Here is a 23,723-nt window from a genome sequence, read left to right on the forward strand (position 1 = left end):
GCGCGCGCCGGTGCTGAGCGTGCCCGCGCCGCTGGCGGCCCTGGGCGCCCGCCTCGCCGGCCGCCTGGGCAGCCCCATGCTGGACGCCGACAGCTGGGCGATGCTGCAGCAGGGCAACGCCGCCTCGGCCGAGGCCATCACCGCGCTGCTGGGCCGCGCGCCCCGCCCGCCGCAGGATTTCATTCCGCGCGAGCGCGCCGCTGGCGCCCGCGCGCAGGCGCGGCTGGGCTGGACGCTGCCGCTGCTGCGCCTGTCGCTGGCGCTGGTGTGGATCATCACGGCCGCCGTCTCCTTCGGCCTGTACCCGGTGCAGCAGAGCTACGAGCTGCTGTCGCGCACCGGCATCCCGGACGCGCTGCAGCCGCTCATGCTCTACGGCGCCGCGGGCTTCGACCTGGTGCTGGGCATCCTGACACTGTGGCCGCTGCGCCCGCGTGCGCGGCGCTGGCTGTGGGCGACGCAGGCTGGGCTGATCGGCTTCTACACGCTGCTGATCACGTGGCGGCTGCCCGAGTTCTGGCTCCATCCCTACGGACCGTTGACCAAGAACCTGCCCATCCTGGCGGCGCTGGCCCTGCTGGCCGCGCTGGAGCCGCGCGAGGCGCAGGCCCCGGAGACCCGCTGATGGACTACCTCGTCGCCAAGTGGCTGCACATCCTCTCCAGCACGCTGCTGTTCGGCACCGGGCTGGGATCGGCCTACTACATGTTCTTCACCAGCCTCACGCGCGACCCTCGCGCCGTGGCCATCGTGGTGCGCTACGTGGTGCTGGCCGACTGGCTGTTCACCACCACGACCATCATCTTCCAGCCCCTGAGCGGCTGGTACATGGCGCACCTGGCCGGCATCCCGCTGAGCACCCCATGGATCTTCTGGAGCTTCGTCCTGTATTTCGTGGCCGGCGCCTGCTGGCTGCCGGTGGTGTGGATCCAGATCCGCATGCGCGCCCTGGCGCAGGCCGCGGTCACGCACAACCAGCCGCTGCCGCCGCGCTACTTCGCGCTGCTCAAGGTCTGGACCGCCCTGGGCGTGCCGGCCTTCCTGGCGCTGGTGGCCGTGTTCTATCTGATGGTGGCGAAGCCGGCTTGAGGCAGCCGGTAGCCCTGCGGGCTCACGTCGGCGCGTAGTCCTCGCGCACGTAGTAGTCGCCCGTGTTGTCGGTGGAGGCGAAATGCCGCGCGCGGTCGGCGTCGCGCACGACGTTGAACTTCACGTCCTCGTGGCGCGCGAACATCACCACCGTGTCGCCGCCCTGCAGGTGCAGCAGCACGTCGCCGTTGACCAGCGGCTCGGCCAGCAGCACCTGCGCGCCCGACAACCGCTCGCACATCGCGCGCCGGCGCGCGTTCTGGAAGCGCTGGTCGTGCAGCGCGTCCATGCGCTTGTCGGGCTGCAGCTCGTCCTCGGCGCGGAACAGCGCCTGCTCGATCTGGCGCTGCCAGTCGCGCAGCACGTCGCGCCGGAACGACGCGGGCATCTCCGCCAGGCGGCCCAGGTCGAGTTGGCCTTCGCCGGTTTCCCAGTCCACGTTCAGGGCAGGCATGTCCATGATCGAGCGCGCTTGATTCAACACAACAAGCGTCAAGTCTGCGCCCGATGCCGCCACGGTGATTGAAACAACAGGAGCACCGCAACGGTGCTGTTTGACATTTCAATGAAGTGCGCGGCCTGGGTGCCACACGCGCCGGTGCAGCATCGGACGCGGCGGATGCGGATCCTGCAGCGGCGTCTCACCCGGCGGCGGGTCGTTGATCTCGCCCGGCGGCTCATCGGGCTCGGGCATCTCGGCCGGCCGCGCCGGCCCGCGAGGTGGCGCCTCGGGCGGCGGCGCCACGGGCAGCTCATGCAGACGCCAGGAACAGGCCAAGGGTTCATCAAGCTTCATGCGTGCGCTCCGGACAAGGCGGGCGAGCAGCGCTGCAAGCCGCGCGCCCGACGCCACCCGGACTTTCACGAGCACGCACACCGGCCGCCGGCGCCGCGCCCCACCACCGGGCACCGAGGCCACCGCCTTTGCCGATCCTCGGCAAAAAGCGCCAGTAAGCACGGCTGCGGCTGAGGGTATTCCAGGAGGTCGGCCGGCCCTCAGTAGCGCGCAAACCCCTGTCGCACAAGGGAGGAAGCGCCCAGGACTCCCATGACAATTGTCATGGCACGAACCATGCTTTCCATCCGGCAGCCCCGGGCACACCACCGTCGCTGCCAGTCTCCCTCCCCTCCTTCCCCAATATGGCGGCTTCGGGCCCGGGGTCCTTTTCGGACCCCTCCCCTCTTTTGCTGCTTCACGGCGAACCGCGCTTCGCCTGGCGCTTCAGCCTTGCGGCCGCGAAGAACCAGCCTCCTTCACTTCGGCCGCGGCGGCCTCAAATCCCGCCCCGGCTCCGCCAGCTTCCCCGCGCGCAGCGCCGCCACCGCCTGCGCCAGCGCGCGCGCCACGTTGCGCACCTCCTCCTGCAGCGCGGCATCGGCGTCCAGCGCGTCGTGGCTGGTGGCATAGGGCTGCCAATAGCCGATGTAGCGGTCCAGCCGCGACAACGCGCCCGCGTCCACCAGCCCCATCCAGTCCAGCCAGTCCGCCAGCGCGCGCCGCACGCCGTCGGTGCCCGCCACGTCGCCGTGCACCACCAGCCCGTAGGCGCGGCCGGCCAGGTGCTTGGGATAGGACCAGCCCCGCAGCTCCAGTGCCTTGGCCTTCTCCGGGTCCTTGCCGCCGGTGCTGGTGGGGTCCGGGTTGCCGCCATCGGCGCACACCAGCCGGTCGATCATCAGCTTCAGCGCGCTGGAGGCCTGGTACCAGTGCACCGGCGTGACGATCAGCACCCCGTGCGCCGCCACCCAGCGCTCGTAGATCTCCGCCATCCAGTCGCCGGTCTGCTGCAGCGAGTGGTTCGGGTAGCACGAGCACGGCCAGTGGCACAGCGGCATGGCGGTGGAGACGCAGCCCTTGCACGGAAAGATGCGCCGCCCCGGCTGCGAGGTCAGCAGGCTCAGGTCCAGCACGTCGGGCTCGATGCCGGCGCCGGCCAGCACCTCGCTGGCCAGCATCACCAGCCGGTGGCTCTTGGAGCGCTCGCCCGGGCACGTGCCGTCGTTGCGCGGCGAGCCGCACACCAGCAGCACGCGCGAGGGCGTGGCCGGGTCCTGCTGGCGCGCCTGCGCCGCCAGCAGCCGCTCGCGCGTGGCGCGCCACTCGTCGGAGAGCTCATAGCCTGGATCGGCGAAGCCCGGCCCCGCCGGCGAGCTCAGCGGCGCCTTGCGGCCCTGCTGGTACGCCTGCCACGCGATCTCCTCCAGCCGCGCGATCGCCGCGTCCTCGGCCCGGAAGGCCGGATCGACGAAGCCCTGCCTGAAGCGCTCACCGAAGGCCGCCCGCTCCAGCATGGGCGGCGTCTGGCCCTTGCGCACGCCGCCGCTCATGGCCGCGCCCCGGCCACGGGGCAGTCAGGAACCCCTGCGGATCTCATGCGGACACCTCCAGGAAAAGCCTGGGCGGCCGGGTGCAAGGCCCATTCCCGCCATGTCGGCGCGGCATGGGGCTTGCCGAGCTTTCAGGCATGGCAACCGCATTCCGCATCGGCCGCCTTGGCCGCTGGCTGCTGGGAGCACTGGCCCTGCTGGTGCTGATCCTGGGCCTGTGCGAAGCCCTGGGCTGGCGCTTCCTGCGCGATCCGCTGCAAAGCCGACTCTCTACCGCGCTGCAGCGCGAGGTCCGCTGCGGCCCCACCTTCAGGCTGCACCTGCTGGGCTCCGTGCGGTTGCAGTGCAGCGAGATCCTGCTGGGCAACCCCGAAGGTGCGCCCTTCCTGTTCGACGAGCAAAAGCAGCCGCGCCCGCTGCTCCACGCCACCGGAGTGCGCATGGCCGTCCCGTATGCCTCGCTGCTGGCCCTGCGCCGCGGCGAAGGGCTGGAGACGGTGGAGATCACCTCGCTGACGCTGGAGCAGCTCGACGCCAACCTGGCGCAGTCCAAGGACGGCCGCGCCAACTTCAAGTTCGGCCCGCCCAAGCCGCCCAAGCCCAGGGGCGAGGAGGAGCCGCTGCTGCTGCCGCGCTTCGGCGAGCTGCAGTTGCGCCAGGGCCGGCTGCGTTTGGAGGACGCGCAGCACGCGGTGTCGGTGGACGGCCGCCTCAGCACCAGCGAGGGCAGCGCCGGCGGCGCCAATGCCGGGCTGCGCGCCGAGGCCGAGGGCCGCTGGCAGGGCAAGCCGCTGGCGATGCGGCTGGAAGCCGGCGGCGTGCTGCCGCTGGTCGGTGGCGACGGCTCGCAGCTCGTGCCCATCAAGCTGCACGTGGAGGCGGCGCATACCCGGATCGACCTGGACGGCCGCGTCGCCGACGTGATGTCGCTGCGCGCGCTGCAGGCGCGCTTCCAGGTCAAGGGCGCCTCGCTGGCCGGTGCCGGCGGCTTCCTGAGCCTGACGCTGCCCACCACCGGCCCCTTCCAGATGGCAGGGACCATCGCCAAAAAGGATGAGCGTTGGCATGCGCTGGTGGAGTCCTTCACCGTGGGCAGCAGCCGCATGCGCGGCGAGTTCGATTTCGACCCCACCCTCAAGCCGCCGCGCCTGTCCGGCACGCTGGCCGGGCAGCGGCTGGCGCTGTCGGACCTGGCCCCGGCGCTGGGCGCCGCCGCCCAAGGCGAAGGGCCCGCCCAGTCCGCGCCGCCGGCCAAGCGCAGCCGCGTGCTGCCACAGCAGGAGTTCGACCTGCCCGAGTTGGGCCGGATGCAGGCCGATGTGCGCATCGACCTGGACAACGCCTTCCTGGGCACCGGTGCACTGGAAAGCTTCCATCCGCTGCAGGCCCGGGTGCTGCTGAAGGACCGTGTGCTCACGCTGCAGGACCTGGTGGCGCGCACCGCCGGCGGCGAGTTGCGCGGCCAGATCGGCCTGGATGCCCGCAGCGAGCAGCCGCAGTGGCAGGCCGGCCTGCGCTGGTCCGACGTGCAACTGGAGCGCTTCGTCAAGCCGCGCAACGTCACCGCCGCCGAGCACCGCGGGGAAGACAAGCCCGCGCCCGGCTACGTCAGCGGCATCCTGGGCGGACAGGCGCAGCTGCGCGGCGTGGGCCGATCCACCGCCGCCATGCTGGCCTCGCTCGACGGCGGCCTGGACCTGTGGGTGCGCAACGGCGCGCTGTCGCACCTGGTGATCGAGGGCCTGGGCCTGGACGTGGCGCAGGCGCTGGGCGTGCTGGTCAAGGGCGACCAGCGCCTGCCGCTGAACTGCGCCGTGGTGCGGGTGAAGGTGCAGGACGGGCTGGTGCGCCCGGAGGTGGCGGTGTTCGACACCAGCGACACCACCATCCTGGCCAGTGGCGAGGTGTCGCTGGCCAAGGAAAGCCTGAACCTCACGCTCGCGGCCCGGCCCAAGGACTTTTCACCGCTGTCGCTGCGCTCGCCGGTGCACGTCGAGGGCAGCTTCGCCGAGCCCGAGGTGAGCCTCGAGCGGGGCAAGCTGGCGCTCAAGCTCGGCGCCGCGACGGCGCTGGCCTTCGTCAACCCGCTGGCGGCGATCCTGCCGCTGATGGACCCCGGCGAGCAGGACAAGGCCGGCTGCCAGCAGACGCTGCGCAAGTTCAGCCGCTGAAAGGCGCGCGGCACGTCTCTGAAACGCAACCCGGCCGCGAAGCGCCAACGCCGCCAGCAGCCACCGCCGCGCCCCACATCGCGGCACGCGGCCGTCTCTTTCCCGCTACACCCCCTGGGAACAGGCCTTGCCGTAAGCCAGGACTGACGCCCCTGCGCCCGGCTCCAGCCGCCGCGCAGTCCGCGACGTCGGTAGGGAAGAGCAACCATGAAAGGACAACACATGAGCCAGCACGACCAATCCGGCCGCCAGGACTACCGCAGCGACGAAGGCCGGTCGGGTCAGGGCCGCCAGCAGCACGAGCAAGGCGGCTACAGCGCCGGCCAGCGTACCGAGGCCGGCAGCACCTACGGCGACTACAGCGGTGGGCGCCAGCACAGCGCGCAAGACATGGTGAGCGGTGCCTACGGCCGCGGCATGGGCAACGACGCCAACTACGGCGGCTCCCAGAGCGACCAGTGGACCGGCCGTGACGACCGCAGCGCCCAGCAGCACGCGCAGAACTGGGGCGGCGGCACCTTCGAGCAGGGCAGCCCCTTCGGCGGCCTGGGCCAGATGGGCCGCACCGATCAGCCCTCCCAGGGCGGCCAGCAGCAGCAAGGCAGCCAGCAATGGCGCCAGCAAGGCGGCGGCACCGATTACGGCTCGCACAGCCTGCACGGCGGCCACGAGGGCGCCTACCAAGGCAGCTACCAGGGCAGCGGCCAGCATGCGCAGTCCGGATCCCTCCCCGGCCAGCAGGAAGGCGGCAACTGGGGCCTGCAGAGCCGCAACCAGCCAGGCACCGACTACGGCTCCCACAGCGCCCAGGGCGGGCACCAGGGCAGCTATCAAGGCAGCTACCAGGGCAACCCGCAGCACGCCCAGTCCGGCGGCCAGGGCCAGCAAGGCGGCGGCTGGGGCGGACAGCGCGACTGGGGCCAGCAGACCGGCGCCTCCAGCATCTACGGCAGCCAGCACAGCCAGTCCTCCGGCGGCGGCCAGTGGGGACAGCCAGGCGGCCAGCACAGCCAGGGCGCCAACCTCGGCCAGCAGCACGGCGGCAACCAAGGCGGCTACGCGGATGACATGCGCGGCGGCATGGGCCAGAGCGGCTACGGCGCCCAGGGCGGCTACGGCGGCTACCAGGGCGGCCAGCACAGCCAGAGCGGCGGCGGCTACCAGCACACCCAGGGCGGCCAGCAGGGCAGCCAGTGGGGCCAGTACACGGGCGGCGGCCAGTCGGGCACCGGCTTCAGCAGCCAGCAGAGCCAGTCCGGCGGCGGCTTCGGCGGCGGCCAGCACGCCACCAGCTTCACCGGCGGCCAGCATGGGTCGATGAGCGGGGCCTGGGGCGGCGACCAGCAGGCCGGCCAGTGGGGCAGCCAGCACAGCGGCATGGGCGGCGGCATGGGCAGCGGCTACAGCGGCCAGGGTGGACCAGGCGGCAGCCGCCAGGGCGGCATGCAGGCCAGCACCCTCTCCGGCGGCGGCCAGCACGGCGGCCTGCACAGCAGCCCGCAAGGCGGCTACGGCGACGACATGCGCGGCAGCGGCACGCATCTCAGCGGCTACGGCAGCGGGATGCAGGGCAGCACCTACGGCCCCGGCATCAACGAGAACCGCCACGGCGCCCAGCAGCACCTGAGCAACTTCGGCGGCGGCGAGCAGTACGGCGGCAGCCAGCACCAGGGCAGCACCTGGGGCAGCGGCCAGCACACCCAGTCTGGCGGCTACGGCGGCCAGCACACGCAGATGAGCCAGCACGGCAGCCAGGGCGGCTTCGGTGGCAACCCGCAGCACAGCCAGTCCGGTTTCGGCGGCCAGCAGGGCTACCAGGGCGGTGACTACGGCAGCAGCCAGGGTGGCGGCTACGGCGGCCAGCAAGGCGGTGGCCAATGGGGCGGCCAGGGCGGTTACGGCAGCAGCCAGCACAGCCAGTCCGGCGGCTATGGCAGCCAGCAAGGCCAGTGGGGCCAGCACGGCGGCAGCCAGCAGGGCATGGGCGGCACCTACCCGGGCAGCGGCCAGCACAGCCAGTTCAGTGGCTACGGCGGCCAGCAGGGCGGCTCCTCCTACGGCAGCGGCCAGCAAGGCGGTCCCTCGCAAAGCAGCTACGGCGGCAGCAGCCACCAGGCCAGCCAGTTCAGCGGCAACCTGCACCAGCAAGGCGGCGGCAGTGGCTCCGGCAGTTGGGGCGGCTCGCAGAGCTTCGAGGGCTCGCAGGGCCGGGGCTACGGCGGGCAGCAGCCCTCCTGGGGCCAGCACGGGTCTCAGGGCTCGCACGAGGGCGAACACTTCGACCCCGAGTACCAGCAGTGGCGCACCGAGCAGATGCGCAGCCTGGATGACGACTACCGCAGCTGGCGCCAGGACCGCTACAAGAAGTTCAGCGACGAGTTCAGCCAGTGGCGCAGCAGCCGCGGCGGCTCGCAGGGTGGCAGCTCCTCGTCCCTGGGCGGCGGCAGCACCACGGGCAGCAGCCAGGGCGGCGGGCTCGGCGGTGCCTCGTCCGGGCTGGGGTCCCAGCGCTTCGGCAACCAGGGCACGCCGGGCAGCATGGGCTCGCAATCCGGCGCCTCCGGCGGCGAGGCCAGTGCCTCTTCGACCGGCTCGTCCTCCATCAGCAGCCAGGGCCTGAGCCAGAGCAGCGCCGGCATGGGCGCGAGCCTGTCCTCGCTGGACAGCAGCGCCGGCACCTCGGACCTGAGCCGCGGCAATGACGCCGACCGCGCCCTGGGCAGCAGCAGCGCCTCGGGCAGCGGGCTGTCCGCTGGCAGCCTGGGTTCGGGCAGCAGCACCTCGGGCGGCGGCACGGGCAGCAGCAGCATCGGCGGCAGCGGCGCCAGCGGTGCCGGGCTCGGTGGCGGCGGCTCATCGCTGACCGCCGGCGGCGGCAGCACCGGCGCGGGCCAGGGCAGCAGCCTGTCCACGGCCCCCAGCAGCCTCAGCGGCAGCAGCGCCGAGAAGTCGGGCAGCACCAGCAGCCTGTCTTCTGGTAGCAGCCACAGCGGCTCCAGCTCGGCCTCGTCCTCCGGCAGCAGCAACGTGTCCTCGGGCACCAGCACCGGCGGCGCCTCCTCGGCGGCGGGGCTGAGCACTTCGGGGGGCAGCGCCCTGTCCGGCAGCGGCAGCACCGGCGGCCTGGGGTCGAGCAGCAGTCTGGGTTCCGGCAACGGCGGCAAGAGTGCAGGCAGTTCCCTGAGCAGCGGCAGCGCCACCGGCAGCCACAGTGGCAGCTCGGCCACCTCCATCGGCTCATCCAGCAGCAGCCCGGGTGCGTCGGGTTCCTCCGGCTCCTCGTCCGGCAGCTCCAAGAGCTAAGGTAAGGGCGGCGCGCTGTCAGGCGCCGCTTGAGCAGGGCGCCCCCCACGGGGCGCCTTTTTCTTTGATGCAACCGCGCCCCGGGCGCGCTCCTCCAACACACGCGTCGTTCTTCAGGGAGTTCCATGAAACGTGTTCCCCGCGCCTTCAGCCGGCTGCTGCAGCACCGTAGGGCCATGCTGTTGAGCCTGGCCACGCTGGGCGGTTCCACCCTGCCCTTCACCCGGGCCCGAGCCACCACGCCAGCGCGCGCCGGCAGCGTGCCCGGCGTGCGCGAGGACCGGCGACGACAGCCCACCGCGCCGCTGCAAGGCGACACCGGCGCCGTGCTCCTGGCCATCGGCGGCAACGAGGACCGGCGCGAGGGGATGGCGGTGCTGCGCCGCTTCGTGCAGCACTGCGGCGGGCCGCAGGCGCGCATCGTGGTGCTCACCGCCGCCAGCACGGTGCCGCAGATCCTGTGGGCCGGCTACGAGCGCGCCTTCGCGGCGCTGGGCGTGCAGCGCTGCGTGGAGCTGGGCCTGTCCTCGCGCGAGGAGGCCGACGCGCCGGCGGCGGTGCGCGAGATCCTGGCCGCCGACGGCGTCTTCCTCACCGGCGGCGACCAGCGCCGGCTGCTGTCGGTGCTGGGCGGCAGCGCGGTGGCCGAAGCGCTGCGCCGTGCGCGGGCGCAGCGCGGCCTGTGCGTGGCCGGCACCAGCGCCGGGGCGGCGGCGCTGTCGCGCCAGATGCTCGCCGGCGGCCGCGCCCCGCTGCTGCCGGAGAAGGACGTGGTGCTGCTCGACGAGGGCCTGGACCTGCTGCCCGGGGCCATCATCGACCAGCACTTCTCCGAGCGCCGCCGCCTGGCGCGGCTGATGTCGGCCGTGGCCCAGCACCCGCAGCTGCTGGGCGTGGGCATCGACGAGGACACGGCGCTGGTGGTGGAGCGCGGCGCCATCGAGGTGGTGGGCAGCGGCGCGGTGACGCTGCTCGACGGCCGCCACATGGCGTCGAGCATCGAGCGCGCGCAGCCCGGCGACCGGCTCACCCTGGCCGGGCTGCGCGTGCACGTGCTGCAAGCGGGGCAGCGGCTGGGGCTGCAGGCCGACGGCACGACGGTGGCGGCGCCGGGGCTGCAGGAGGCGGTGGAGGTGCTGGTGCGGGCGGTGTGATTCCAGTTCGCGATTGCCGGTGAAGTAATTCCGTCATGCCCGCGCAGGCGGGCATCCACGCGGACCGGGATGCCGCCCGGAGTTCGTGGACACCCGCCTCCGCGGGTGTGACGGGATTCTTTAAGTCGGCGTCAAGAACTGGTATGAGATGTGAAAACGCCGCCGGACTCTCCAGAGCCCAGCGGCGTTGCGACGCGGCACCGGCCGGCCCCGGTGCGCATCAGCAGCAAACCCTCAGACGTGCTTCCTGCGCCGCTCCACCGCCTCGATGCGCAGCGTCTGGCGGTACTTGGTGACGGTGCGCCGCGCCACTACCAGGCCCTGGCGCGCGAGCTGGCGCGCGATCTCGGCATCCGACAGCGGCGCCTCGGGCCGCTCGGCCTCGATCATGTCCTTGATCAACCCGCGAATGGCCGTGGCCGAGCAGGTGCCGCCGCCGGCCGTGGCCATGGCGCGCGAGAAGAAGTACTTCAGCTCGAACACGCCCAGCGGCGTGGCCATGTACTTGTTGTTGGTCACGCGCGAAACGGTCGATTCGTGCAACCCCACCTCGTCGGCGATCTCGCGCAGGCCCAGCGGCTTCATCGCCATCGCGCCGTACTCCAGGAAGTGGCGCTGCCGGTTCACGATCGCCTGCGCCACACTGACGATGGTGGAGAAGCGCTGCTCCACGTTGCGCACCGTCCAGCGCGCCTCCTGCAGGTGCGCCGCCAGCTCGGCATGCATGCCGTTGCGGTGGCGCTGGAACAGCTCGGCATAGACACGGTTCAGCCGCACCTTGGGCACGATCGCCGGGTTGAGCGTCGCCACCCACTGGCCGCGCACCTTGCGCACGATCACGTCAGGCGTCAGGTACTGGATGTTGGCCGCGCCATAGCGCCAGCCCGGGCGCGGATCGAGCCGGCGGATGCGCGCGCACACGGCCTCGACCTCCTCCACCGGGCGCGAGAGGAAGCGCGAGAGCGAGTTGACGTCCTTGGCCGCCAGCGCATCGAGCTTCTCGCTGATGACGGCCTGCGCCAGCGCGCGCTGGTGCGAGCACTCGATGGCCGGCAGCTGCAGCAGCAGGCACTCCTGCACGCTGCGCGCGGCCACGCCCGCGGGCTCCAGCGACTGCACGCGCTTGAGCGCGATCTGCATCTCCTCCAGCGTGGCCTCCGGGTCGAGCTCGCATACCTGCGCCAACTCCTCCAGCGGCACGCGCAGATAGCCGTCGTCGTCCAGCGACTCCACGATGGCCTTGGCCAGCGCCATGTCGCGCAGCGACAGCGGCAGCAGGTTGAGCTGCCCGTGCAGATGCTCGGCCAGCGAGTGCTGCACCGCCATCGTGTCCATCAGGCTGAGCTCGCCGTCCTCGCGCTTGCGGTTGCCGCTGCTGCCGTCGGCCTGCCAGCTGTCGCGCTCGGCGTCGCGCTCCATGGCGCTGTCGGAACTGCCGTAATCGGGTGCCTCGGTGGCCTCGGGCACCGTGACGCTGGTCAGCGCATCGGCCGCCAGCGGCGCGCCCTCGGCATCGGGCGTGGCGGGGGCGTCCTCGCTCTCGTCCGCCTCCAGGAACGGGTTGCGGCCCAGCGCGTCCATCACCTCCTGCGCGAAATCCAGCGACGACAACTGCAACAGCCGCACGGCCTGCTGCAGACGGGGGGACAGGGCCTGCTGCTGCCGGTGCTCGGTGCGAAGCACGGGTGCGTTCATTCAGTAGCTCCTCATTGGAATAGACGCCCATTCGGCGTCTTGGCAGGCACTCAGTCCGCACCATTCATGCCAGTCTTGCAGGCCAAAAACTTTCCGTAACGGTTGATGCAGTCATAGCGCGCCCACGTCCTTGGCGCGGCGCTCTCCCCTCACACCGGAGGTCTGCGAGCGCTTGCAATCTGTAATCAAAAAAATGACCGGCCAGAGCAAGCGGAGTCCGGCACACGGGCGCCGCTGCCGTGGCGGCCCCGGCGTAACGGCTTTGCCGCAAGCGCTGCGGCGCCGCGGCAAGAACACGCCTCAGCGCGTGCGCTTGGGTGGCGGGCTGGCGCTGCCGGGCGTGACCTGCTGGTGGTAGGCGGGATCGGTGGCGTGGCCGTAGCTGGTGTCCTGCAGCCCGGCCTCCACGTCGGCATAGGCCTGCTGCGCCTCCTCGGGGCTGGTGTTGGGCGTGGCCTGCTGCTCGTGCGCCGACTCGTCGCGCTCGTGCGGCAGCCGCGGCCCCGGCGCACCGCCCTTGGAGGATTGGGTCATGCCGTGGCCCGGCCGCGCATCGGGCGGGTTGTGGGGGGCGCCCTTGGGCAGGCCGGGGTCGGCGTCCTGGGGCGTCTGCACGGGTTCTCGCGCTTCTCGCATGGTGGCTCCTGTGAAGTCCTTGCCTGGGGCATTGATGGTTGAGGCGGCAGCTTTCATTCCTGCCCGTCACGTTGTCCGGGGCACGTCGCTTGCCGAAAGGACGCCATCACCGATCCGACATCCCTCAAGGAGCTGGCCCATGCCCACCGCTGAAAAGACCACCCGTTCCACCGGCGCCGCGGCCGCGCGCGAGCAGGTGCTGAACATGCTCAAGGAAGACCACAAGCGCGCGAAGAAAGCCTTCAAGGACTTCGAGAAGCTCGACGCCGAGAAGCAGCCCGACGAATGCAAGGAACTGGTGGAGCAGACCTGCGGCGAGCTGCAGGTGCACACCACGCTGGAGGAAGAGATCTTCTACCCCGCCGTGCGCCAGGCGCTCAAGGAGCAGGACCTGCTGGACGAGGCCGAGGTCGAGCACAACTCCGCCAAGCAGCTCATCGAGCAGCTGCAGACCATGCAGCAGGGCGGCCAGATGGACGGCAAGTTCGCCGCCACCTTCACGGTGCTGGGCGAGTACGTGAAGCACCACATCAAGGAAGAGGAAGGCGAGCTCTTCGAGCAGTGCGAGAAGGCCGGCAACAAGGTGGACTGGGCCGCCCTGGGCGAACAGATGGCCGCGCGCAAGGCCGAGCTGATGGAAGAGCTGCTGCCGCAACAGACCGCGCCGCTGACGGCTGGGCAGGACGAGGCCTGAGCCCGGGGCCGATGTCCGCCCTGCCGACCGACTCAACCCCACTGCCGCCGACCGATGTGCCCCTGCGGTCCTTCTGGATCGGCGGCTTCGAAGGTGCCGACCATGTGAACGCCCACGGCCGGCCGCTGGACATGGTGCGCGCCAACGGGCACCTGCAGCGGCTGGACGAGGACTACGCCCGCTGCGCCGGGCTGGGCCTGCGCAGCCTGCGCGAGAGCCTGGGCTGGCGCCTGACCGAGACCGCGCCCGGTGTCTTCGACTTCACACGCGCGCGCCGCATGGCGCGCTGCGCGCGGCGCCACGGCGTGCAGCTGCTGTGGAGCCTGATGCACTACGGCACGCCGCCGGACGTGGATCTGTTCGACGACGGCTGGATCCCGCGCTTCGCCGCCTTCGCCGCCGCCGCGGCACGGGTGCTGGGCGAGGAAAGCGAGCTGCCGCCCATCTATACCCCCATCAACGAGATCAGCTTCCTGGCCTGGGCCGTGTCGGCCAGCCGGCTGATGCATCCCTATGGCTTGCGCCTGCAGGGCCCGTTGGAGAGCACGCTCACCAGCGGCTACGACGTCAAGCGCCGCCTGGTGCGCGCGGCGCTGGCGGCGGTGGAGGCTATCCGCCGCGTGGACCCGCGCGCGCGCTTCATGCACATCGACCCGCTGGTGCACGTGGTGCCGCCGCCGGGGCGCCCGGAGCTGCGGCCGCAGTCCGACGAGGTGGCCGCCTACCAGTGGCAAGCCTGGGACATGCTGGCCGGGCGCAGCGAGCCGCAGCTCGGCGGCCATCCGCAAGCGCTCGACATCGTCGGTGTCAACCACTACCACAGCGGCCAGTGGGAGCTGCTCACCGAAAAGCGGTTGCGCTGGCACGAGCAGGACCCGCGCCGCAAGCCGCCGGCGCTGCTGCTGCGCGAGACCTGGCAGCGCTATCACCGCCCGATCGTTGTGGCCGAAACCAGCCACGTCGGCGCCGGCCGCGTGGCCTGGCTGCACGACATGGCCACGCAGGTGCAGCGCGCACGCGAGGACGGCGTGCCGGTAAAAGGCCTCTGCCTGTACCCGGTGGTGGACCGTCCCGACTGGGACACACCCGGCCACTGGCACCACAGCGGGCTCTGGGACGTGCAGCCGCCCGCGCCCGGGGCGATGGAGGAAGGTCCCGGGGCGCCTCACGGGGCCCCGCGGGAAGCACCGGAAGCCTTCCCCCGGCTGCTGAACACCGAATACGCCGGCGCGCTGCGCTGGTGGCAGACGCGGCTGGCCGAGCCGGCATCCCGCCTGCCTCTTCCCTCTGGTCAAACGGACTTCACCCCCAATCGAGGAACCGCCATGCCCCCTTCGTCCGCACCGGGCACTGTCCTGCCCTCCCTGGTCGTGTTCTCGCACCTGCGCTGGGGATTCGTGTACCAGCGCCCCCAGCACCTGCTCTCGCGCCTGGCCGAGTTCTACCGCGTGCTGTTCGTGGAGGAGCCCATCCACTGCGAAGGCGAGCCGCGGGTGGACCGCGTGCCGCAGGGGCCCAATCTCGAAGTGCTGGTGCCGCGCACGCCGGTCACGGCCCCGGGCTTCCACGACGACCAGCTCAGCCTGTTGAAACCGCTGCTGGCGGAGTTCCTGCGCGAGCAGGGCGTGGAAGACAGCCTGGTGTGGTTCTACACGCCCATGGCGCTGCCGCTGGTCGCCGCGCTCAAGCCGCGGGTGGTGGTGTACGACTGCATGGACGAGCTCTCGGCCTTCAAGAACGCACCCAAGCAGTTGCGCCAGCGCGAGACGGCGCTCATGAAGATGGCCAGCGTGGTGTTCACCGGCGGCCCGGCGCTGTATGAGGCCAAGCGTCCGCTGCATCCCAACGTGCACTGCCTGCCCAGCTCGGTGGACGTCAACCACTTCGCGCCGCAGCGCCTGAAGGCCGACAGCGCCGAGGCGGTGGAGGCGCAGCGGCTGCAGGCCAACATCGCCCCGGGGCCGCGCCTGGGCTTCTACGGCGTGATCGACGAGCGGCTGGACCTGGATCTCGTGGCGGCCGTCGCCGATGCCCATCCGGAGTGGCAGCTGGTGATGGTGGGCCCGGTGGTCAAGATCGACCCGGCCACGCTGCCGCAGCGCGCCAACATCACCTACCTCGGCATGCAGAGCTACGCGATGCTGCCGCACCTGATGGCGGCCTGGGACCTGTGCCTGATGCCTTTCGCGCTCAACGAGTCCACGCGCTTCATCAGCCCGACCAAGACGCTGGAGTACATGGCCGGCGAGAAGCCGGTGGTCTCCACCGCCGTGCGCGACGTGGAGGTGCCCTACGGCGACGTGGTGCGCATCGGGCGCGACCACGCCGACTTCATCGCCGGCTGCGAGGAGATGCTCGCGCTCACCGAGGCGCAGCGCCGGCTGCTGGTGGGACGCATGCAGGAGGCGCTGCGCAAGGTGTCGTGGGACCGCAGCGCGCGCACGGTGCTGCGCTGCCTGCACCAGGCGCTGCGCGACTCGACGGTGGACTCGCCGGCGGCGCTGCGCGAGCTGGCCGGGCTGGCGCCGGCCGAGAGCGCCGAAAGCGCCGCGGCCGCGACGCTCACCCGCACCCCGGCCGCGGCGCAGCCGCCGGCGGTGCGGCACCTCATCGTCGGCGCCGGCGCCACGGGGCTGGCGGCGGCCTACACCCTGGGCCTGCACGGCGAGGGCCACGACACGCTGGTGGTGGAGCGCGAGGAGCACGTGGGCGGTGGCTGCCGCTCGGTGCACCAGCAGGGCTACACCTTCGACCACGGCGCGCACGTGCTGCAGTCGGCCGACCCCGAGGTGCGCGCGCTGGCCGAGCGGCTGCTGGGCGACAACCTGCACTGGCAGCCCCCGCGCGTGCGGCACGCCGACAACCCCGTCTCGCAGGAAGGGCTGCCGCCGCTGCGCGAGGACCGCGACTTCGGCTACCCGGTGCGCGGCGGCTTCCAGGCGCTGATGGACGCCTTCCTGCCGGTGCTGGACTGCGACCTGGCGCTCAAGACCACGCTGCTGCACCTCTCGCCCTCGCGCCGCACGGTGCGGCTGGACGACGGGCGCTCGCTGCGCTTCGACACGCTGGTGAGCACCATGCCGCTGCCGGCGCTGGTGCAGGCCTGCGGCGACGAGGCGCCGGCCGAGCTGCGCAACGCCGCGCGCGGGCTGCGCCAGGGCTCGCTGCGCTGCGTGAACCTGGGTATCGGCCTGGCACCCGGGCGCCAGGCGCTGACCGAGGCGCACTGGATCACGGCGCCGGCAGGCACGGTGTTCCAGCGCGTGTTCGTGCAGGGCAATGCCAGCCCGCACAACAACGCTCCGGCCGGCTTTGCGCTGTGCTGCGAGATCGCCTACGGGCCCGACAAGCCGCTGCCCTGCGAGGGCGCCGCGCTGATCGACCGCGTGATCGAGGACTGCCGCCGCATCGGGCTGTTCACCAGCGCCGACCCGGTGCAATTCGCCTCGCAGCTGGACCTGCCCTGCGCGCGCGCGCTGCCCGATGCGACGCAGCAGGCGTCGCTGGTGCTGATCCGGCAGTGGTTCGCCGAGCACGGCATCGTGCTGGCCGGCCACCACGGCCGCTGGCAGCCCGACGGCGCACCGCACGCCTTCACCGCCGGCCGTCAGGCGGCCGAACTGGTGATGACGCTGCTGGCGCAGCGCCGGGCCGACGGGGCGGCGCTGCAGCAGCAGGCGGGGTGAAAACCGGCCATTGGTGATTGCGGCACCGCGTCAGCCAGGGCGCCACGCGCCCTGGTCCGTCCCGGCGCTGCGCCGCCGTCGCCCAGCCCTCAGGGCTGCACCAGTTGCTTCTGAAACCACCCCGCTGCCGCCTTCGACGCCGCCTCCAGCGTCCCCGGCTCGTCGAACAGGTGCGTCGCGCCCGGGATCACCAGCAGCTCGCAGGACTCGCCCAGCGCCTGCCGCGCCTGCTCGTTGAGCTGCAGCACCTCGGTGTCGAGCTCGCCGACGATCAGCAGCACGGGGATGCGCAGCGAGTCCAACGCCCCGTCCGCCAAGTCCGGACGGCCACCGCGCGACACCACGGCCCGGATGGCGCCGTCCTGATGCGCCGCCAGCAACGCCGCCGCCGCGCCGGTACTCGCGCCCAGGGCGCCCAGCGGCAGCCCGGCCGTGCCCGGCTGCTGTTGCAACCAGCGCGCCGCCTCCACCAACCGCGTGGCCAGCAGCGGGATGTCGAAGGTGTTGCGTCGGTCCAGCGACTCCTGCAGCGTGAGCATGTCCGCCCGCAGCGAGGCCAGGCCCGCCTCGGCCAGCACCTGCGCCGTATGGCGATGGCGCGGGCTCAGGTGGTCGCTGCCGCTGCCATGCGCGATCAGCACCACGCCGCGCGGCTGCGGCGGCAGCACCAGCAGGCCCGGTAGGCCGTGCGGCGGCAGCGTCACGGGCTGCTCGGTAGCGGCGGCGGCCACGGTGGCGGAGGCTGGAGGTTGCATGGCGGGTTCCTTCCTGGGTGATGAATGAATGAGTGGTACCTGCGGCGCCGTTCAGCCGGCGTGGGCGGCCTCGTCCAGCAGCCGGACGACTTCCTCGTCCTCGGTCTGGTCGAAGTCGAGGTAGAAGCGCCCCACCGCGCCCAGGTCGTAGGGCTGCAGCGGGCACACCACGTCGCCTTCGGGCAGCGGCAGTTGCGCCAGCGTCTGCGGCGGGCCCACGGGCACGGCCAGCACCGTGCGCGCCGCGCCCATGCCGGCAAGCGCCTGCAGCCCCGCGCGCACCGTGCCGCCGGTGGCGATGCCGTCGTCCACCAGCACCACCTCGCGCCCGGCCACCGCCGGCGGCGGACGCCCGCCGCGCAGCCGCTGCCGCTGCTCCTCGATGCGCGCGAGCTGCCGCGCCACCTCGGCCTCGATGTAGTCGTCCGAAGGCTGCACCAGCGCCATCAGCTCGGGGTTGAGGAAGCGCTGCGGCGGGTCACCCTCCACCACCGCGCCGAGGCCCAGCTCCGGGTTGTGCGGCGCGCCCAGCTTGCGCACCAGCAGGATGTCCAGCGGCGCCTTCAGCGCCCGGGCGATCTCGAACGCCACCGGCACGCCGCCGCGCGGCAGGCCCAGCACCAGCGGCGGCGTGGGCTTGGGCCAGGGTGACAACAGCGCCGCCAGACGCCGGCCGGCGTCGCGGCGATCGAGGTACTGGAGCATGGGCATGGCGCACGAGGCTGATTCCCGCAGGGCGCGGCAAGCGCGGTGCCTGTTCGGGAACCGCCGAACGGTGCGGGTCACCCTTCAGCCGTCAGCTCGAAGAAGGCGTGGCGCTCGTGGCTGACGCGATGCGACAGGTGCGCCACATCAGCCTCCAGCACGAAGCCCGATGCGCCTCACCCCAGCGCCGTATCCAGCACCATCATCAGCACGAAGCCGATGATCAGTCCCATCGTGGCGTGTCCCTCGTGCCCGGCGCGGTGCGACTCCGGGATGATCTCGTGGCTGATGACGAAGAGCATCGCCCCGGCCGCGAAGGCCAGGCCCCAGGGCAGCAGGCTGGCTGACAGCCCGATCACTGCCGCGCCCAGTACCGCGCCCACGGGCTCGATCGCCCCCGACACCGCGCCCAGGAACACCGAGAAGCCGCGCGTGTAGCCCACGCCCTGCAGCGCCAGCGCGATCACCAGCCCCTCGGGCACGTCCTGGATCGCGATGCCCGTGGCCAGCGCGCTGGCGCCCACCAGGTCCGTGCCGGCGAAGGCCACGCCGATGGCCAGCCCCTCCGGCAGGTTGTGCAGCGACACCGCGAACACGAACAGCCACGTGCGCTTGAGCGCGTGCGCGCGCGGGTTGTCGCGCTCGAAACCTTTGATGAAGTGCTCGTGCGGCAGCCAGCGGTCCAGCACCAGCAGCAGCAGCGCCCCGAGCACGATGCCGCCGCCGACGATCGCCCCCGCCTCCCACGGCCCGGCGCCCTGGGCCTGCGCGGCGTTCAGGCCCGGGATGGTCAGCGAGAAGGCGCAGGCCGCCAGCATCACGCCGGCGCCGAAGCCCAGCATCGTGTCGCGCGTGCGCGTGGAGCTCTGCTGCGCCAGCAGCACCGGCAGCGTGCCCAGCGCCGTGGCCGCGGCGGCGATGCCGCCGGCCAGCAGGGCCTGGCGCACCGCTAGCGGCCAGTCCGCCAGCGACTCCCACAGCAGGGAGCCGCCGGCCAGGCAGCCGGCCGCGAAGAGCAGCAGCCCCAGCCGCTGGCGCGGCTTGAGCACCGGGCTCAGCGCATGGGCCCGAGGCCCGCCGGGATGCTGCTCGACCGCCATGGCTCAGCCCTGCTGGCCCGAGCGCGGCGACAGGGGCGGCTGCGCCGCGTCCGGCGACTGCGGCGCGGTGCCGTCGCTGCCGAGTTCGGCGCCGGTGATGGGGTCGCCGACTTGCGCCGAGCGCGTGCGCATCATCAGCTGCTGCGCGATCTTGGCCTCGGTGGAGGTGAGTTTCACGTCGAAGGTGCCGCCCTTGCCGTCCACGCCGATCTGCTGGCCGCGCTCGCTCACGACGTTGAAGTGCTCGTCGCTGTTCCACGGCCCGCGCGCGTTGCCCTCGCCCTGCGACATGTCGTAGTACACCTGCGAGAACTGCGGCATGCCCGGCAGCTTGCCCGGCGGGAAGTTGCCCTGGATGGAGTACAGCGCCTTCTCGAAGCTCTGCTGGTGCGCGATCTCGCGCGTCATCAGGAAGCCCAGGGCCTCCTTCACGCCGGGATCGTCGGTGAGGTTGATCAGCCGCTCGTAGATGATCTTGGCGCGCGCCTCGGCGGCGATGTTGGAGCGCAGGTCGCTGGTGGGATCGCCGATGGTGTCGATGTAGGCCGCCGTCCAGGGCACGCCGGCGGAGTTGGTCAGCGGCGCGCCGGCGCCGTAGAGCACCTGCGTGACGTGCGAGTCGTTGCCGCGGCCGGAGATCTTGCGGTAGAGCTCGCCCTCCTTGTCCACGCCTTCGGAAATCTCGCCCTTGGCGCCCTTGTTGAGCATGCACACCAGCGTGCCGATCACCTCCAGGTGGCTGAGCTCCTCGGTGGCGATGTCGATGAGCATGTCGCGCCGGCCGGGGTCGTCCTCGGCCAGGTACTGCGTGAAGTAGCGGCCGGCCGCGGCCAGCTCGCCCTGCGGACCGCCGAACTGCTCCAGCAGCAGGTTTGCCAGACCGGGGTTGGTCTCGTTGACGCGGACCGTGTACTGCAATGCCTTGTTGTGGGCAAACATCGAAAAACTCCTGTGCTTGGCGGGCACCGGGCCCACCGGGGGTGTTGCAGGAAGGGTGAGTGACAGCGGCTGCCGTCGCGACTGCGCGAGCCGCGGCGTCAGCAGGCGCCTGGTGCTGCAGTAGGCAAGCCCCATACCCAGGGATAGGCGCTGGATCCGGCCCGCATGCCGGGCCTGAACCCACGCCCGCCCCCGGGGCGCCGCCGGGGGCCGGGCGCGGCATTTGCCTTGTGGGCCTCGGAATCGCCGGTGTTGTTGCCGGCGACCAGACACAGGAGGAACCTCACCATGTCCCAACGCCGCATGTCCCCCTTCGCCGCCTCGATGCTGGCCGTGAGCCTGATGTTCGGTGCCGCTGGTTGCGCAGTCACCAGTGGCCAGAGCACGGTGGGCCAGTACGTGGACGACGCCACCATCACCTCGCGCGTGAAGGCGCGCATGGCCAAGGACCCGCAGGTCAGCGCCATGCGCATCAACGTGGACACGCTCAACGGCGTGGTGCAGCTCTCGGGCTTCGCCACCAGCGAGGCCGAGCGCACCGAGGCCGGCCGCATCGTGCGCGAAGTGCCGGACGTGAAGGACGTGCGCAACAACATCGTGGTGCGCGCGCCGCAGTAAGCCGGCCCGCGCCACGGGCGCGGAGCGGCCTCAATGCCGCCGCGCCCGCTGCCCCTGCGCTGACGACACCCGCTGCGGGCCGCCACCCGGTTGCCCATGCAACCGGTGCGGCGCTGTGCCACCCGCAGCACCACCCGGCACGCCGGGCGCCGGCCCCGCGCCCGCACGCGCATGGGCCGCCGCCTGCGCCGCCGTCACCCTGTGCTGCCGCGCGTCCCACTCCCGGCCCAGCGCCGCGCCGAAGAGCAGGATCTGCGAGGAGTAATACACCCACAGCAGCACCACCACGAAGGAGCCCGCCGCGCCGTAGCTCGACGCCACCGAGGCCCGCCCCAGGTACATGCCGATGAAGGTCTTGCCCACCACGAACAGCCCGGCGCTGACGCAGGCCGAGATGATCAGCGCGCGGCGCGACGGAGCCTCATCGGGCAGCCAGCGCAGGATCGAACCGAAGGCCACGCTCAGCACCAGGAACGACACGCCCAGCTCCGACACCCGCGCCAGCACCGCCAGCGCCGGGTAGCGCGCCGAGATCGCCTGCAGCACGCCCGCCAGCACGGCGCTCACCAGCAGCGAGGCGATCAGCAGGAAGCCGAAGCCCAGCAGCAGCGCGAAGGCCGTCAGCCGCACGCGCAGCATGGCGCTCACGCCGGTGCGCTTGGGCTTGATGTGGCCGATGGCGTTGAGCGCGCGCTGCAGCTCCGCGAACACGCCCGTGGCGCCCACCAGCAGCGTGGCCAAGCCCATCACGGCGGCCAGGCCGCCGCCGGGCTGGCGCCAGGCCGCTTCGATCATGGCCTGGATCGCCTGCGCCGCCTGCAGGCCCACCAGGTCCTGGATCTGCGCCACCACCTGCCCGCGCGCGGCCTCCTGCCCGAACACCGCACCAGCAATGGCGATGGCGATCACCAGCAGCGGCGCCAGCGAGAAGATCGTGTAGAAGGCGATGGAGGCGCCGAGCTGCGGCCCGGCCGCGTTGATCCAGCGCTGCACCGAGGCCCACACCCACACCAGCGTGCGCCGCAGTGGCGGCGGCAACCGGTGCCAGGCATGGCGGTGCCAAGTAGCGAAGCTCATGCGCCGAACTCCTGCAGATGGCGTGCCCACAGCGGCATGAAAGCTGCTGAGCAGCCGGGACGATTCACCTTTCCGCCGAGCGAGCCGTGCATGCGCCGTCCTCCGTTCCGCGGCCCGCGCATGCCGCCATGAGCGCCGATCCTGCCTCTTTTACCCACCCCGCGGCGCTGGCCGGCGTGGCCGGCGCCGAGCCCCTGGACGCCGCAGCGGCGTCAGCACTGCCGCCCGCGCCCGCGGCGGCCGCCACGCCGGTGCCCGTGCCCACGCCCTGGCACGGCAGCCCGGCACTCAAGGGCCTGCTGGCCATCGCCACCATTTTCCTGATGAAGGTCGCGCAGCCGCTGCTGGTGCCGGTGGTGGTGGCGGTGGTGCTGACCTTCCTGTTGTCGCCGCAGGTGCGCGCGCTGCGCCGCCACGGCGTGCCGGAGGTGCTGGGCGCGCTGGTGCTGGTGCTGGCGCTGCTGGGCGGCACGGCGCTGCTGGGCAGCGCGCTGGTCACGCCCGCGGCGCAGTGGTGGGCACGCGCACCCAGTGTCATGACGGCGGTGGAGCAGCAGATCGACCGCCTGCGCCGCGCCATCCCCATCCTGGCGCCGCCCGAGCGCCCGCCGGTGTCGCGCAGCAACGCGCCGCCGCCGGCGGACCCGATCAAGGACAAGATCGCCAGCGAGGGCGTCACGCTCACGCGCCTGGTGCTCAGCCATGTCCTGAGTTTCGGCGTCTCGGCGGCCACCACGGTGATCCTGCTGTACTTCCTGCTGGCCTCCGAGCACTGGATGCTCTCGCGCACCGTGGAGGCCATCCCGCGCCGGCGCACGCGGGCGCTGGTGGTGGCGGGCGTGCGCAGCGCGCAGCAGGAGATCGGCCAGTTCCTGGGCGCGCTGAGCATCATCAACCTGGGCGTGGCGCTGGTCACGGGCGGCGCCATGGCCTGGATCGGGCTGCCCAACCCGGTGCTGTGGGGCACGCTGGCCGGGGTGCTGAACTTCATCCCCTACATCGGCCCGCTGGTGGCCACGCTGCTGCTGCTCACGGCCGGGCTGCTGAGCTTCGGCGACTCGGCGCTGCTGGTGGCGCCAGCGGCGGCCTATGTGCTCATCCACGCCATCGAGGCCAACGTGGTCAGCCCGGTGTTCGTGAGCAAGCGGCTGTCGCTGAGCCCGATCTCGGTCGTGCTGTCCGTGATGTTCTGGGCCTGGTTGTGGGGCGTGGCCGGGGCGGTGCTGGCCGTGCCGATCCTGGTGGGGCTGCGCAGCGTGTGCAAGCGCAACCGCCGGCTGCGGCTGCTGTGCGTCTACCTCGAAGGCAGCCGCCGCCCGCCACCCTCGCTGGCCTCGCTGCTGCGCCACAAGCGCCGGCGTCCGCGCGGGCTGCCCGGCTGAGCCCGCGGCGGGCAGGCCACGGCTGCCATGACAGGCATGCCGGCTGCTGAACAGCCCCCGAAACCATGGCCTCGCAACACTCCTCCGGCACGGCGCGCTTCCGCGAGCGCCGGCATGCCGAGCTCGAAGCGGAACAGCGCCACGCGCGGGCGCTGGTGCAGTGCCTGGGCCAGCCGCTGTGCGCCGGCAACCAGGCGCGTTGGCTGGACGAGGCGCTGCCCACGCTGCTGGACGCGGTGGAGCGCTCGCGGCGCCAGCTGCAGCTGGATCAGGCCCTGCTACGCGATGCGCCCACGGCGCTGCACCAGGCGCTGCTGGCCGCGGCTCGGCGCGGCGTGCACCTGGCGCTGCGCGGCGGCGCCCACCTGGCGCCCGGCGCCGAGGCGCTGCG

At 72.2% G+C, this 23,723-nt stretch carries 19 protein-coding genes and 1 pseudogene; 10 read left to right on the forward strand and 10 right to left on the reverse strand.

Annotated features, from left to right (window positions below; translation table 11 throughout):
* Both Q0741_RS06310 and Q0741_RS06315 read left to right on the forward strand, forming a co-directional pair.
* The coding region (locus Q0741_RS06310; protein ID WP_298232349.1) for a DoxX-like family protein at window positions 1-625 on the forward strand (625 nt) is incomplete at its 5' end.
* A complete protein-coding gene (locus tag Q0741_RS06315) occupies window positions 625-1,089 on the forward strand; it encodes a DUF2269 domain-containing protein (RefSeq protein ID WP_298232350.1) in 465 nt (154 codons plus the stop codon). The genes Q0741_RS06310 and Q0741_RS06315, both read left to right, overlap by 1 nt.
* A gap of 22 nt (window positions 1,090-1,111) precedes the next feature.
* Here Q0741_RS06315 and Q0741_RS06320 read toward each other — a convergent pair whose 3' ends face one another.
* From Q0741_RS06320 to Q0741_RS06330, 3 genes are all read right to left on the reverse strand, one after another.
* Entirely contained in the window at window positions 1,112-1,543 is a 432-nt protein-coding gene (locus Q0741_RS06320) for a hypothetical protein (RefSeq protein WP_298232351.1), read from the reverse strand.
* Between the two features lie 108 nt (window positions 1,544-1,651).
* Window positions 1,652-1,885, reverse strand: coding sequence for a hypothetical protein (locus Q0741_RS06325; protein WP_298232352.1), 234 nt, complete (start codon window positions 1,883-1,885; stop codon window positions 1,652-1,654).
* Window positions 1,886-2,343: 458 nt separating this feature from the next.
* A complete protein-coding gene (locus tag Q0741_RS06330) occupies window positions 2,344-3,417 on the reverse strand; it encodes a flavodoxin family protein (RefSeq protein ID WP_298232353.1) in 1,074 nt (357 codons plus the stop codon).
* Between the two features lie 137 nt (window positions 3,418-3,554).
* Here Q0741_RS06330 and Q0741_RS06335 point away from each other — a divergent pair, with 137 nt between their 5' ends.
* The 3 genes from Q0741_RS06335 (at window position 3,555) to Q0741_RS06345 (ending at window position 10,045) form a co-directional block, all read left to right on the forward strand.
* The gene (locus Q0741_RS06335) at window positions 3,555-5,588 is read left to right on the forward strand and encodes an AsmA family protein (protein ID WP_298232354.1); all 2,034 of its coding nucleotides are present in this window, start codon (window positions 3,555-3,557) and stop codon (window positions 5,586-5,588) included.
* A gap of 222 nt (window positions 5,589-5,810) precedes the next feature.
* Window positions 5,811-8,891 (forward strand): hypothetical protein, encoded by a 3,081-nt coding sequence (locus Q0741_RS06340; RefSeq protein ID WP_298232355.1) that lies wholly within the window; start codon window positions 5,811-5,813, stop codon window positions 8,889-8,891.
* A gap of 125 nt (window positions 8,892-9,016) precedes the next feature.
* Window positions 9,017-10,045: a cyanophycinase gene (locus tag Q0741_RS06345; protein ID WP_298232356.1), complete on the forward strand. Its 1,029-nt coding sequence runs from the start codon at window positions 9,017-9,019 to the stop codon at window positions 10,043-10,045.
* A 234-nt stretch (window positions 10,046-10,279) separates the two neighbouring features.
* On the opposite strand, the gene Q0741_RS06350 is transcribed toward Q0741_RS06345, so the two are convergent.
* On the reverse strand, window positions 10,280-11,740 hold the full coding sequence (locus tag Q0741_RS06350) for an RNA polymerase factor sigma-54 (RefSeq protein WP_298232357.1): 1,461 nt from the start codon (window positions 11,738-11,740) through the stop codon (window positions 10,280-10,282).
* Window positions 11,741-12,040: 300 nt separating this feature from the next.
* Entirely contained in the window at window positions 12,041-12,376 is a 336-nt protein-coding gene (locus Q0741_RS06355; protein WP_298232358.1) for a hypothetical protein, read from the reverse strand.
* Between the two features lie 139 nt (window positions 12,377-12,515).
* Between Q0741_RS06355 and Q0741_RS06360 the strand changes: the two genes are divergently transcribed.
* Both Q0741_RS06360 and Q0741_RS06365 read left to right on the forward strand, forming a co-directional pair.
* On the forward strand, window positions 12,516-13,070 hold the full coding sequence (locus Q0741_RS06360; RefSeq protein WP_298232359.1) for a hemerythrin domain-containing protein: 555 nt from the start codon (window positions 12,516-12,518) through the stop codon (window positions 13,068-13,070).
* Between the two features lie 11 nt (window positions 13,071-13,081).
* Window positions 13,082-16,756 (forward strand): FAD-dependent oxidoreductase, encoded by a 3,675-nt coding sequence (locus Q0741_RS06365; protein WP_298232360.1) that lies wholly within the window; start codon window positions 13,082-13,084, stop codon window positions 16,754-16,756.
* A gap of 89 nt (window positions 16,757-16,845) precedes the next feature.
* Here the strand turns inward: Q0741_RS06365 and Q0741_RS06370 are convergent, their stop codons facing one another.
* The 4 genes from Q0741_RS06370 to Q0741_RS06385 all read right to left on the reverse strand — a co-directional run bounded on the left by Q0741_RS06370 (window position 16,846) and on the right by Q0741_RS06385 (window position 20,255).
* Window positions 16,846-17,511 (reverse strand): alpha/beta family hydrolase, encoded by a 666-nt coding sequence (locus Q0741_RS06370; RefSeq protein WP_298232361.1) that lies wholly within the window; start codon window positions 17,509-17,511, stop codon window positions 16,846-16,848.
* A 51-nt stretch (window positions 17,512-17,562) separates the two neighbouring features.
* On the reverse strand, window positions 17,563-18,222 hold the full coding sequence (locus tag Q0741_RS06375; protein WP_298232362.1) for a phosphoribosyltransferase: 660 nt from the start codon (window positions 18,220-18,222) through the stop codon (window positions 17,563-17,565).
* A 170-nt stretch (window positions 18,223-18,392) separates the two neighbouring features.
* Window positions 18,393-19,316, reverse strand: coding sequence for a ZIP family metal transporter (locus Q0741_RS06380; protein ID WP_298232363.1), 924 nt, complete (start codon window positions 19,314-19,316; stop codon window positions 18,393-18,395).
* A gap of 3 nt (window positions 19,317-19,319) precedes the next feature.
* Entirely contained in the window at window positions 19,320-20,255 is a 936-nt protein-coding gene (locus Q0741_RS06385) for a manganese catalase family protein (protein WP_298232364.1), read from the reverse strand.
* Window positions 20,256-20,558: 303 nt separating this feature from the next.
* Here Q0741_RS06385 and Q0741_RS06390 point away from each other — a divergent pair, with 303 nt between their 5' ends.
* Complete coding sequence (locus Q0741_RS06390) at window positions 20,559-20,873, forward strand: BON domain-containing protein (protein WP_298232367.1); 315 nt, start codon at window positions 20,559-20,561, stop codon at window positions 20,871-20,873.
* A gap of 30 nt (window positions 20,874-20,903) precedes the next feature.
* Here the strand turns inward: Q0741_RS06390 and Q0741_RS06395 are convergent, their stop codons facing one another.
* A complete protein-coding gene (locus Q0741_RS06395) occupies window positions 20,904-21,950 on the reverse strand; it encodes a YihY/virulence factor BrkB family protein (RefSeq protein WP_298232365.1) in 1,047 nt (348 codons plus the stop codon).
* Window positions 21,951-22,078: 128 nt separating this feature from the next.
* Between Q0741_RS06395 and Q0741_RS06400 the strand changes: the two genes are divergently transcribed.
* Window positions 22,079-23,332: an AI-2E family transporter gene (locus Q0741_RS06400; RefSeq protein ID WP_298232366.1), complete on the forward strand. Its 1,254-nt coding sequence runs from the start codon at window positions 22,079-22,081 to the stop codon at window positions 23,330-23,332.
* A 65-nt stretch (window positions 23,333-23,397) separates the two neighbouring features.
* A pseudogene (locus Q0741_RS06405) lies at window positions 23,398-23,723 on the forward strand (hypothetical protein); the annotation flags it as partial.

The organism is uncultured Azohydromonas sp. (assembly GCF_937926365.1).
Classification (GTDB): Bacteria; Pseudomonadota; Gammaproteobacteria; order Burkholderiales; family Burkholderiaceae_C; genus Azohydromonas.